The organism is Emergencia sp. 1XD21-10, assembly GCF_009936045.1.
Taxonomy (GTDB): Bacteria; Bacillota; Clostridia; order Peptostreptococcales; family Anaerovoracaceae; genus Senimuribacter; species Senimuribacter intestinalis.
The window spans coordinates 103,164-114,927 of sequence record NZ_QWEQ01000008.1; the positions used below are offsets into that span (position 1 = coordinate 103,164).

An 11,764-nucleotide genomic window follows, 5' to 3' on the forward strand; every position below is an offset into this window, starting at 1 on the left:
GGCTAAGCAAGATAGAACATACAGAAAAAACGGGCTGTAGCACCATTGTGCTACAGCTTTTTTATTGTCTGAGGATAATGATATCATATCACAGGAGGTGAGCCATGGAAAATAAAGGACTTGGTGAAACAGCGGAATTTTGTTCCTTTCACCCACTTGTCAACATTACCTATTTTGCGCTGGTTGTGGGTATTACTATGTTTTCTATTTCACCGTATTTTTTGGCGGTGAGCCTGGTATTTTCCTGGAGCTATGCCTTCGTGCTCAAAGGCTTTAAGAGCCTGAAGCTAAACCTTGGGATTTCGCTGGCGATGCTCCTTGTCATGGTAATTATCAACATGTTTTTCAACAACAATGGAGAAACGGTGCTGATGTATATCAATACCAACAGGATTACAGCGGAGTCTATCGTTTTCGGTATTGCATCTGCGGTTATGCTCATTGCCGTGGTTGTGTGGTTTTCCTGCTTCAACGTAATTATTACAGCGGATAAGCTGATTTACCTTTTCGGAAAAGTTGCACCAGTGCTGGGGCTGACCCTGTCCATGATTTTCAGATTTATCCCCCTGCTCAAAAATCGCTTTGCGGAAATTACTCTGGGACAAAAATGCATGAAACGCAGTCATACCGAAGGAAATTTAATCAGACGCGCCAGGCAGCTTTTAAAGGAAGTATCCATCTTAATCGCATGGTCATTGGAAGCATCTATTGAAAGTGCCGACTCTATGGAAGCCAGAGGTTATGGGCTGAAGGGCAGAACAAGCTTTCACCTCTTCAAGTTTTCGAGAAGAGATATTGCCATGCTGATATTGATGGCAGTGACGGCATCTCCGGTATTTTATGGTGCTTATCTAGGGGTCACCAACATGTACTTTTATCCGAAACTGGTCCTTCCGCAGTTGGATTTGACAACGGCGTTGATTTTAATCAGCTACGCAATTTTATCAGCGGCACCGATGATTGTCGACATCATAGGAGAATATAAATGGAAACAATTAGACTTGAACATGTGACTTTTTCTTATCCCCTAGCGGAAGGTAACGCCTTAAAGGATGTAAGTTTTGCTATAGAGCCCAGCGAGTTTATCGTACTGTGCGGCAAGTCGGGCTGCGGAAAAAGCACTCTTTTGAAACAACTGAAGAAAAATTTGATTCCCTACGGCAATTTGCAGGGGCAGGTTTTGTACTGCGGTGAGCCTGTGGCAGATCTCGATGATCGGCGCAGTGTAACGGAAATTGGATTTGTACAGCAGAATCCGGACAATCAAATTGTTACGGATAAGGTTTGGCACGAGCTTGCCTTTGGCCTTGAAAGTCTGGGCATGGACAATGCGACGATTAAGCGAAAAGTGGCAGAAATGGCAAGCTATTTCGACATCCAGGGCTGGTTTCGCAAAAATGTAAGCGAACTGTCTGGCGGACAGAAGCAGCTTCTCAATCTGGCGTCTATTATGGCAATGCAACCGAAGCTTCTGATTCTGGACGAACCGACTTCCCAGCTGGATCCTATTGCGGCTTCAGAATTTTTATCAACCATATATAAAATTAACAGAGATCTTGGTACGACCATTATTATTTCGGAACATCGCCTTGAGGAGATATTCCCTATGGCAGACAAAGTCATGGTTATGGACAAAGGTGAGGTTATCGCTTTTGATGAGCCGGGAAAAATTGGAGAATTCCTGTCCGGAGAATCAGAAGCGGATAGGCATCCAATGTTCTATGGGCTGCCTGCAGTGATGAGAATTTTTTCTAGTGTATTACCTGATGAGAAGAGCCCGCTGACCATCAGGGAGGGCAGACTTAAGGCGGCAGAACTGCTGGAGGGAAAGAGCCCGGAGGTTACAACACCAGTAGAAGAGCAGCCGTCAGAGTCTTCCGGCAAGGCAGTGATTACGGTGAAAGACCTTTGGTTTAAATACAGCAGAGAAAGCGGTGAAGTACTGCGGGGTCTGAATCTTTCCGTGGAAGAGAATCAGTGGTATTGTCTTCTTGGCGGAAATGGAACCGGAAAGAGCACGACCCTGAAAATGATTGCAGGCATGCTAAAGGCGCAGCGGGGCACGGTGAAAACTGACAGGGATATCATGTCTATGCTTCCGCAAAATCCCCAGGCGCTTTTTACAGAGATTACAGTGGAAGAGGAACTGCTGGAAGCTCTGCATTTTATGAAGATGTCAGACAGCCGCAGAATTGAGCATGTCAATGCTATGCTTAAGTTGATGGAAATAGAGCATCTTCGCAAGGCGAATCCTTACGATTTGTCCGGTGGAGAACAGCAGAGGCTGGCACTTGGTAAAATCCTTCTGCTGGAGCCTAAGATTTTGCTATTGGATGAGCCGACTAAGGGGCTTGATCCTTTTTTCAAGAGAACCCTTGCTGGGATTCTGCGAAAGCTGGTGGAAAGCGGCGTGACCATTTTTATGGTTTCCCACGATGTAGAGTTTTGCGCAGAATATGCGGATAAGTGCGCAATGTTCTTTGACGGAGACATTGTATCTATTGGCAATCCGAAGACCTTCTTCTCCGGTAACAACTTTTACACCACCACAGCAAACAAGATTATTCGTCAGTGGAAGCCGGACGGTATTACCTGTGAGGAGGTGGCTACATGGCTAAAAGCTACAATTTAACGCAGGTAGAAGCAGCGCATCGTAAACGGACGCTGGTATCGGCAGCCCTGATTTTTCTGGCAATGCCTCTGACAATTTTTATCGGACTGCAGTTTGGAAAGAGCAAATTTATGATTGTCAGCGTGATTCTGCTGATTTATACCATGCTTCCTTTCTTCATGGTCTTTGAAAAGCGAAAGCCAAAAGCGAGAGAAATCGTTTTGATTGCTATGATGTCGGCGCTGACAGTAAGTCTGCAGCTGTTTTGCCATATTTCACTGCCGCTGCAAATTGGCACGGCGATGATCATCATATCAGGTATTTCTCTTGGACCGGAGGCAGGTTTCCTCATTGGCGCAGTATCCCGGTTTGTCTGCAATTTTTATATGGGGCAGGGACCGTGGACACCGTGGCAGATGTTCTGCTGGGGGATTCTAGGATTTCTTGCAGGTTTAGCATTTAACAAGGTAGACCTGGATGAGCTGAAATCACGCCACTTTAAGCTAATTATGGGACCAGTACTGTGCGTGATATTCGGAATACTGATTGCATATGTATGCTATCAGATATGGCCGGGTACAGACGGAACCTTTTTCGGATGGAGACTTTATGTTTTCGGCTTTCTAGGACTTTTAGCGGGTGTGCTGCTGCAGCGAAAGAGACTGCCTGTAGACGGCGTGACTTTGGCAATATTTACCTTTGTTACAACCTTCGTCCTTTACGGAGGGATTATGAATATATGCGCACTGGTAACATCAGCGGGCGCACCTGGAGCAGCATTATCTATTGAGCAGATGAGACTTTTGTACATCTCAGGCGCACCTTATGATGCGTACCACGGCAGTACAGCGGCGCTATGCGTGTTTCTGTTTGGCAACAGCATCATAAAGAAATTAGAGAGGATTAAAATAAAGTATGGAATATACAAATAATGGTTTTCGCAGGTTGACAGAGTGATTTGATGACAAGTCCTTGCTTTACAAGAATTTCTAAAAGAGTAAGAAAAGTGAAATCTGACTAGAAAGATTTAGTTGTATTAAGGAGGAATCTATGAAAAGAAAACTACTATCCTTGTTTGTAGCGTTTTGTCTGGTTTTGTCGTTCATGACAAGCTTTGCCTTCGCAGCGGACAGTGACACTCCGTACAATGAAGCACTTGAAAAAACGAAGACCTATATTACAAAGCAGGTGAATGAAAAGGGTGCTGTTTATGGAACAGAATGGATGATTTTGGGACTGGCGCGTTCTGGTGCAAACTTGAATGACCAGCTTTTCAGCGATTACTATAACGATGTGGTGAAAACCGTCAAAGCATGTAAAGGTGTTCTTCATGCAAAAAAGTACACAGAGTATTCCAGAACGATTCTGGCGCTCAGTGCTATTGGCAAGGACCCAAGCAATGTAGGCGGTTATAATCTCCTGGAAAAGCTGGCGGATTTCAATCGGGTTAAGTGGCAGGGAATCAATGGAACGATTTGGGCGCTTATTGCACTGGATTCTAAGAATTATACAATTCCAAAGGTAAAAGGCGTGGAGGTGCAGACAACCAGAGATAAACTGATTCAGGAAATTTTGGGGCAGCAGCTTGCAGGCGGTGGTTTTGCACTGTCTGGAACGAAAGCTGATGTGGATATTACGGCTATGGCACTGCAGGCACTGGCGCCGTATACTGGGCGCAGTGAAGTAAAGAAAGCTGTGGATAAGGCTGTGCAATGCCTGTCAGATATGCAGAAAGATAACGGTACCTATGATTCATGGGGAATTGAGAACTCTGAAAGCATTGTACAGACTATCATAGCTATGACAGCACTGGGGATTGATCCGGGAAAAGATGAGCGTTTTGTTAAGAATGGCAAAAGTGCAGTTGATGGTCTGATGACCTTCTACGATGCACAGGGTGGATTCAGACATGTAAATACTGCTGCAGACGGCTACCCGCCGGTTATCAACGGCATGGCAACAGAGCAGGGGTATTATGGACTGGTGGCCTATGACAGATTTATAAACCAAAAGAACAGTCTTTTCGATATGACAGATGGTGAAAAACCTCTGGCAAAACCTGCAAAGGCGGCAATTTCCTCACTGAAATCCTCTAAAGCAAAGACCTTTGTAGTAAAGTGGAAAAAGGTTACAAATGCCAGCGGATATCAGATTGTTTACTCGACAAACAGCAAATTCACGGCAAGCAAGACTGTGTCTGCTTCTAAGTCCACCTTGTCAAAGACTGTGAAGAGTCTGAAATCGGGAAAGACCTATTACGTTAAAGTTAGAGCTTACAGAACCGATGCCAAGGGAAATAAGCTTTACGGAAGCTACAGTTTGATAAAGAAGGTTAAAGTAAAATAGTATGGATAAAGAATTTGAAAAGAAAGTCAGAATGAAGAGAATCCGGGCAGCGGCAGTGGCAATTATCGTCATTGCTATCGCAGCGTATCTGATTTATGACATGGATGTTGAGAAGGCTGACTACGGTGATTCTCTGCAGGAACAGATTACAGCTGCTCAGAGTCTTTACGATGAACAGAAGGAAAATGCTGGAAATGAAGAGGGGCAGTATGCTCCATATACACTGCTTGCCTTCTCGCAGCAGATAGACAAAGCCAAAGCAGTAGCGGAGGATGAGGCCAGTGAGTACAATGCAGAAAAGGACGCCTACGAACAGCTAAAAGATGATATCAAGGCTTTTAAAAAGGCTGATAACAGCGATGTGGTGCCTGCGGAAGAAGCAGAAAAACTGGCTAAAGAAAAGGGGGCTGAAAACTACACGGTTGATTTTAAAAAGGACAAAGAATTGTCTTATGTGATTGCAGGAGAAAATCTGAAAAAGCCAGTTACCATGAACCTGACTGCAGAGGAAGAAGGACCATACTATGGTCAGATTTCTGAGATTCTTGCGGAACTTTCACTGCAGGGGCAGGTGGTCTCTTTCTATCAGGACGGCAGCTTTGGCGGAAAAATTAGTGTGACTGCTCCGATGTATCTGGAAAAAGAGACAAAGGCGTATGCCTATAAAGTTGATTTGGAAAAAGGTACTTTAGAATATGTTTCCGATGCCAAGCTCTCTAAAGAGGGTCAGACGGCGACTTTCAGCGTGTCAGAAGGCGGCGATTACGTCATTGTCACCAAGAAAATACACAAGGACGGCAAGAAAAAGGCGCTGGATATCGAGGAACTGGAAGAAGTGGCACAGCAGGATGCTGAGAGCAATGATGGAAAAACAGGAGATAAGAAAGGCAGCAGTTCTTCTTCCAACAAGGGTGGAAATTCTTCCAATGACAATCCTTCTGATAAACCAGAATCTAAGAATATTACCGTATCCATCGAAATTCGCTGCGATACTTTGGCGCAGGATTTATCCAAACTGGAGAATCCGGCTCTTGAGGCATATGTGCCATCTGACGGTACGATTTTGCCGGCCACCAAGGTGACTGTAAAAGAGGGAAGCACAGTATTTGATGTGTTGAATAAAGTATGCCGGGATAAGAAAATTCACGTAGAGTCTTCTTATACACCAGCATTTGGTTCTTACTATATAGAAGGAATCAACTATCTCTACGAGTTTGACGGCGGCAATTTAAGCGGCTGGATGTACAAAGTAAACGGCTGGTTCCCGAATTATGGATGCTCTGCCTATACGCTGAAAGATGGAGATTCCATCGTGTGGGCATATACCTGTGATTCGGGTGAAGATGTAGGCCGCAAACTGCCAGAATAAATTTATTTATAAAGTATTGATATATATTTTAAGGAGGAAAAAAATGAAAAGAAAATTAGTATCTTTGCTGCTGGTTTTAACATTAGTAGTATCTTCTGCAGCAGCGATGACCTGCCTGTCCTGGGCAGCAGAGAAAGGCGCTACAGTTTATGTAACCATCAGCAATCGTGGTGATGTAGCTGTAACAGAAGAAGGCGAAGTCATGGCGGACGTAGCCGTAAAGGTTTCAGAAGGCGCAACAGTGGACGACGTCATGAAGGCTTTCCATGAGGCATATTGCAAAGATGGATACAAGATGGAAGAGGGAAACTGGGGACCTTTTGTTTCAAAACTCTGGGGCGTTGAGACACAGAACACTTTGTTCTTTGTCAACGATGTAGCATTGGTAGAGACAATTTCCAATGTAAAACTTAAGGCTGGCGATAGAATCGTTGCGTCCATCAACGCAGATGATAAACTCTATTCTGACTTCTATAGCTATTTCAGCCCAAAGAAAACCACTGTCACCACAGGTGAAGATCTTTCCCTGACACTGAAAGGCTTCTCTGGCATGCTAGGAGGAGATGCAGCGGCTATTGCAAATGCACAGCTGGGTGTTGTAACTGATAAAGGCTTTGTGGCACTGGAAGGTGTTGTAACTGACGAAGCAGGAAATGCTGTCATTAAAATGGACCCGGCACAGTTTGAAGTTGGAAAGACTTACGTAATTTCTGCAAAGGGCACAGTAGCAACTACTGCAACCGATTGGAATGCAGAAGGAACCCCGACTGTGGATGTAGATGCTCCGATTATGGCGCCGGTTTGCAAAGTAACCGTGCAGAGCAAGATTGCAGCAGGCGTAAAAGGAACTAAAATTACCAATCTGAAAGCAGCTGCCTCCAAAGGAAAGGTATCCCTGACCTGGAAGAAGAGCGCAGGCTATAAAGTAGACGGATATCAGGTATACAGATCTACTAAGAAATCCAGCGGATTTACCAAGATGTTTACTACCAAAGCAAGATCCTATAAGAACACAAAATCTCTGAAAAAGGGAACTCGTTACTATTACAAAGTCAGAGGTTACAGAACTGTAGATGGAAAGACTGTTTATACTGAATGGTCGAACGTTGTTTCTGTAATTGCGAAATAATTGAAAGAGATAATCATGAAAAAAATATTAAGTGTATTTTTGTCCCTGACAATGGCTTTCACGCTAGTGCTTTCCTCAGCTGCTTCTGCTCATGGAGCAAGTGTCAGCTGGAAGACTGCTATGAGCAAGACCGAAAGCTATATGACAAAGAAACTGGCAAATCCGACTTATGGTGACGAATGGGCACTCCTTGGACTTGCCAGAAATGGTGCAGCGGTTACAGATGCTACATATAATAAGTACTATAAAAATCTCGGGAAAGTTTTGGCGGACAAAAAAGGTGTGCTGGATGCCCGTAAGTACAGTGAGTATTCCAAGGTAATTCTGACCCTGACTGCCATGGGAAAAGATCCTACAAATGTAGGCGGCTACAATCTTTTTGAAAAATTAGCAGACTTTGAAATGGTAAAGAAGCAGGGCATCAACGGACCTGTCTGGGCGCTGCTGGCACTGGACTGCGACGGCTATGAGATTCCAAAGGTAGAAGGGATTTCTCAGGTTACAAGCAGGGAACTTTTGATTGAGAATATTTTATCTCAAGAAAAAGAAGGTGGCGGTTTTGCTTTGACTGGCGATGCAGCGGATGTGGACATAACCGCTATGGTATTGTCTGCTCTGGCGCCATATCGGACGAGGACTGATGTTGGGACCGTTGTTGATCGCGCAATTGCTGTACTTTCTGAAAAGCAGATGGCAGACGGAGGTTTTGAAACTTTGAAGACTGCTAACGCAGAGAGCAACGTGCAGGTTATTGTAGCACTGACTTCTTTGGGAATAGACCCTCATAAGGACAAGCATTTTATTAAAAATGGCAAATCTGTTTTGGATGCTTTGCTGACTTATTATGCCACAGGCGGCGGATTTCGCCATGTAAACAAGTCTACAGTCGGCTACGAGCCGGTAGTCAATGGTCTTGCGACGGCGCAGGGATATTATGGACTGACGGCATACAGCAGGTTTTTAAATGGGAAAAATACGCTCTATGATATGAGAGATGGTAAAACCATTGCAAGACCAATAAAGCCGACAATTTCTTCACTGAAATCTTTAAAAACAAAACAGCTGACAGTGAAGTGGAAAAAGATTTCCGGCGTAAAGGGCTACCAGATTGTCTATGCCGCAAACAGCAAATTCACAGCGAGCAAGACAGCGACAGCTACTGCTTCCAGCGTGCAAAAGACTATAAAAAGCCTGAAAAAGGGAAAAACCTATTATGTGAAAATCCGGGCCTATAAAGACGATGGCGAGGGCGGCAAACTCTATAGTGAGTATTGCAGCGTAAAGAAGGTAAAAGTGAAATAAATCAAAGGAAAAGAGAACGTCAGGACTGATGTTCTCTTTTTGTCGGGATTATAGCGGATGAAAAGACGTATATTTCAATTCTTGTAAAGAAAAAGACTCCGCTTGGCGGCAGAGTCTTTTTCTTGCGATATTTAGTATTTAATTAAGAAAGAACGTTCAAAAGTGTGCAAACCATTAACTTTTGACTCCTTTAGTATATACGGTTTTTGTGGTAATTTCAAGAAGAAATTGAGCGTATTTATGTTTTTTTTGTGTGAGAAGTGTAACCTTGGAAATTGTTCTCCGTCTATAGAAGTGAAAGGAGGTGCAGCCAGTGAATGAAGAGGAGATTTTGATGCTCTACTGGCAGAGAAATCAGAATGCCATAGCGCAAACAGAGGCACTTTATGGGAGTCAACTTTTACGGCTGGCGGAAAATATTTTGCATAGTCGTCAGGATGCCGAAGAGTGCGTCAGCGATACTTATTTGAAAGCGTGGAATGCCATTCCGCCGAAAAGACCGAATCATTTGTTCGCATATTTGGCAAAAATCTGCAGGCTTACTTGTTTTGACAGACTGGACTGGAATCATGCGAAGAAGAGAAATTTTCCGGTGGTGGAATTATCTGTGGAGTTGGAGACGTGTATACCCGACGAATCTGTCCAGTGTAGTTTTACAGGGCAGGAAATCGGAGTGCTGCTCAGTTCTTTTGTGAAGCAGTTGCCTATTGGAAAAAGGCAGATGTTTTTGCGGCGTTACTGGCTGGGACAGTCTGTGGCAGAGCTAGCAAAAACCATGGGCATTAGTCAGAGTAAGGTGAAGACAGAACTGCATCGCACAAGAAAAGCGCTGCGCAGCTATTTAGAGAAAGAGGGGATTACAATATGAACGGAAAAGATTTATTGACAGGTTTGAGTTATATGCATGAGGATGTTATTTCGGATATTATTTCGGAAGCTTATGCGCCAGTGCATAAGAGAAAAGCACGCTCCAGAAATTTTTTAAAAGGGTTTGGATTGGCGGCAGCCTGTATCTGTATTGCGGTAACCGGTGTTTTTTTGCATAGACAGGGGTTGAATGCGCCGGCGACGGAACTGGTGCGGGTGGAACTTTCGGATATTGCAGTAAGTGAGCTTGCTAGTTTTAGCGCCGACAAAATCCACGTACCGAATAATTGCGTGGAAGAGGTTTGGGCGAAGGAAGAAATCAATGCATATTTCGGAAGGGATTTGTGGCCTGTGTATATTCCCAATGGGCTAGGAGAATCGCCTAATAATGATAAACAAAGCGTTCTTATGTTGGACGGCAAGCTATACTTGGATGAAATTTCTTTGGATTTTTACCATAGTTTTTATGAGGACGGTATGCCTATGATGACAAAAGGCGTGAATGCCGAGAGGGGATTTACTTTGAGTGCATGGAAAAAAGGGATGAGCAGAGACTACATGTGGATTAGTGAGGAACAGCAGCCTAAGACTTCCCTCATTGGAAATACGGAAGTCACCTTTGGGCACAGGGAGATGGAGTATGGACCTTATGATGAAAATACCCATGCGCCGGAGGGAACTTATGATTTATACGTAGCAACCTTCATAATCGATGATGTTCACTACGAGTTTGTCAGTCATCAACTGCCGCTGTCTGAACTGGTGAAGGTGATTACATCTTTTATCTGTGAAACAGAGCAGGTTGTGGTGGAGTAGTGAGAGATTTGACGTCTCGTGCACTGGTGCCGAAAAAGCCCGTTTTAGGTTAGGGGCTGTGCCGATTAGGCGACTTTATATAAGTAAATTGGAAGTGGGTTTTCATTGACTTTTCAGTTAAAAAAAGCTATAATAAAACTGTAATTCGATACAATCTCATGTTCCTTTTTGCGATAGATTCTGATGCGCAAGGAGGCTAAGAGGGAAACAGGTGCAAATCCTGTGCGGTCCCGCCACTGTATTGGAGGAGTTTCTTCTAAGGTGCCACTGGAATATTTCTGGGAAGGCAGAAGAAATGCTGAGTCCTGAGTCAGGAGACCTGCATGAGAGGAATTTCCGGATTCGGCGGTGAACCGAACCTGAAAAAGAACAGCAAATACGGGCTGTGGGTTATCCACAGCCCTTTTTTTAAAGCGTGGATGACCGGCTTTTCATTCTTTTTTCATACAGATTGAGGCAGGTGTCGTCAGCCTGCCTCAACTATTTTTTGAAAGGAACCTAGAAGGTATGAAGGATAAAATTTATATCGCGACATTTTCGGAAAACGCTGTAGAGGTGATTGCCAGATATGGTCTTGGAATAGAGCTTAACGACATTTGTATATCAGAAGCGTTGGACGCCGACCAGGAAGAAAATACTATCAGAGCAATGAGAAAGGAAATCTCTGACTCACAGGCAAAAAATGTAATTATGCACGGACCGTTTACGGAGATTATTCCAGCTTCTATCGACCACAGAGCGGTGGAGCTGGGACTTACCAGGCTTAATGAAGCCTACCGAATGTGCGAAAAATTGGGCGTGAATCGAATGGTTGTGCACAGCGGATATCAGCCGCTTCTATATTTCAAAGAATGGCACCACGAGAAATCTCTTTATTTCTGGAAAAAGTTCTTAGAGGATAAGTCAGAGGATTTTACTATTTATATCGAAAATGTTTTTGAAGATGAACCGTATATGATGAAGCAGCTGTTAGAGGAACTTGACGACCCGCGGGCACGCATTTGTCTTGATGTAGGCCATGCCAATGTCTGCACCCTGCCGGAATACGATATCTTTGACTGGCTTTCCGTGCTGGGACCTTATATCGGGCATTTTCATCTGCATAACAATGATGGAATGGCAGATTCCCATGGACCTGTTCATCAGGGGGCTATGGATATGAAAAAAGTTTTGCAGGAAATAGCAAGGCACTGCGGGCAAGATGTAACCATGACCATTGAAAGCAGGCAGTGTGCGGAAAGTGCTGCATGGCTTTGTCAATATTTTCGTGCATAGAACGTTTGTTTGTGGTAGAATAAAAGAGCATTTAAAATAAGGAGAGTTT

At 44.1% G+C, this 11,764-nt stretch carries 11 protein-coding genes and 1 riboswitch; all 11 genes read left to right on the forward strand.

All coding sequences use genetic code 11. The features are described 5' to 3' along the window. Window positions 1-104: 104 nt before the first annotated feature. The 11 genes from D1151_RS06610 to D1151_RS06655 all read left to right on the forward strand — a co-directional run bounded on the left by D1151_RS06610 (window position 105) and on the right by D1151_RS06655 (window position 11,715). Window positions 105-1,013 (forward strand): energy-coupling factor transporter transmembrane component T, encoded by a 909-nt coding sequence (locus D1151_RS06610; protein ID WP_161908368.1) that lies wholly within the window; start codon window positions 105-107, stop codon window positions 1,011-1,013. Next, window positions 986-2,632, forward strand: coding sequence for an ABC transporter ATP-binding protein (locus D1151_RS06615; protein ID WP_161908369.1), 1,647 nt, complete (start codon window positions 986-988; stop codon window positions 2,630-2,632). The genes D1151_RS06610 and D1151_RS06615 overlap by 28 nt, the downstream gene beginning before the upstream one ends. Continuing rightward, window positions 2,611-3,543: an ECF transporter S component gene (locus tag D1151_RS06620; RefSeq protein ID WP_161908370.1), complete on the forward strand. Its 933-nt coding sequence runs from the start codon at window positions 2,611-2,613 to the stop codon at window positions 3,541-3,543. Before D1151_RS06615 ends, D1151_RS06620 begins: the two co-directional genes overlap by 22 nt. 118 nt (window positions 3,544-3,661) lie before the next feature. Then, window positions 3,662-4,957, forward strand: coding sequence for a fibronectin type III domain-containing protein (locus D1151_RS06625; protein WP_161908371.1), 1,296 nt, complete (start codon window positions 3,662-3,664; stop codon window positions 4,955-4,957). A 1-nt stretch (window position 4,958) separates the two neighbouring features. Beyond that, complete coding sequence (locus tag D1151_RS16860) at window positions 4,959-6,326, forward strand: DUF4430 domain-containing protein (RefSeq protein WP_243151170.1); 1,368 nt, start codon at window positions 4,959-4,961, stop codon at window positions 6,324-6,326. A gap of 43 nt (window positions 6,327-6,369) precedes the next feature. After that, window positions 6,370-7,455 carry a fibronectin type III domain-containing protein gene (locus tag D1151_RS06635; RefSeq protein WP_161908372.1) on the forward strand — a complete coding sequence of 362 codons (1,086 nt, stop codon included), beginning with the start codon at window positions 6,370-6,372 and terminating at the stop codon, window positions 7,453-7,455. Window positions 7,456-7,470: 15 nt separating this feature from the next. After that, complete coding sequence (locus tag D1151_RS06640) at window positions 7,471-8,757, forward strand: fibronectin type III domain-containing protein (RefSeq protein WP_161908373.1); 1,287 nt, start codon at window positions 7,471-7,473, stop codon at window positions 8,755-8,757. 313 nt (window positions 8,758-9,070) lie between these two features. Then, the gene (locus D1151_RS06645) at window positions 9,071-9,625 is read left to right on the forward strand and encodes an RNA polymerase sigma factor (protein ID WP_161908374.1); all 555 of its coding nucleotides are present in this window, start codon (window positions 9,071-9,073) and stop codon (window positions 9,623-9,625) included. Beyond that, complete coding sequence (locus D1151_RS06650; protein WP_161908375.1) at window positions 9,622-10,440, forward strand: hypothetical protein; 819 nt, start codon at window positions 9,622-9,624, stop codon at window positions 10,438-10,440. Before D1151_RS06645 ends, D1151_RS06650 begins: the two co-directional genes overlap by 4 nt. A 141-nt stretch (window positions 10,441-10,581) precedes the next feature. Then, window positions 10,582-10,782, forward strand: a riboswitch (cobalamin riboswitch). Next, entirely contained in the window at window positions 10,764-10,895 is a 132-nt protein-coding gene (locus tag D1151_RS17045) for a hypothetical protein (RefSeq protein WP_275557584.1), read from the forward strand. It overlaps the preceding riboswitch by 19 nt. 52 nt (window positions 10,896-10,947) lie before the next feature. Further along, window positions 10,948-11,715 carry a sugar phosphate isomerase/epimerase gene (locus D1151_RS06655; protein ID WP_161908376.1) on the forward strand — a complete coding sequence of 256 codons (768 nt, stop codon included), beginning with the start codon at window positions 10,948-10,950 and terminating at the stop codon, window positions 11,713-11,715. Window positions 11,716-11,764 lie beyond the last annotated feature (49 nt).

Coding starts and splice junctions, on each gene's coding strand:
- D1151_RS06610 (WP_161908368.1), top strand. CDS start 105: ATGGAAAATAAAGGACTTGGTGAAACAGCGGAATTTTGTTCCTTTCAC.
- D1151_RS06615 (WP_161908369.1), top strand. CDS start 986: ATGGAAACAATTAGACTTGAACATGTGACTTTTTCTTATCCCCTAGCG.
- D1151_RS06620 (WP_161908370.1), top strand. CDS start 2,611: ATGGCTAAAAGCTACAATTTAACGCAGGTAGAAGCAGCGCATCGTAAA.
- D1151_RS06625 (WP_161908371.1), top strand. CDS start 3,662: ATGAAAAGAAAACTACTATCCTTGTTTGTAGCGTTTTGTCTGGTTTTG.
- D1151_RS16860 (WP_243151170.1), top strand. CDS start 4,959: ATGGATAAAGAATTTGAAAAGAAAGTCAGAATGAAGAGAATCCGGGCA.
- D1151_RS06635 (WP_161908372.1), top strand. CDS start 6,370: ATGAAAAGAAAATTAGTATCTTTGCTGCTGGTTTTAACATTAGTAGTA.
- D1151_RS06640 (WP_161908373.1), top strand. CDS start 7,471: ATGAAAAAAATATTAAGTGTATTTTTGTCCCTGACAATGGCTTTCACG.
- D1151_RS06650 (WP_161908375.1), top strand. CDS start 9,622: ATGAACGGAAAAGATTTATTGACAGGTTTGAGTTATATGCATGAGGAT.
- D1151_RS17045 (WP_275557584.1), top strand. CDS start 10,764: ATGAGAGGAATTTCCGGATTCGGCGGTGAACCGAACCTGAAAAAGAAC.
- D1151_RS06655 (WP_161908376.1), top strand. CDS start 10,948: ATGAAGGATAAAATTTATATCGCGACATTTTCGGAAAACGCTGTAGAG.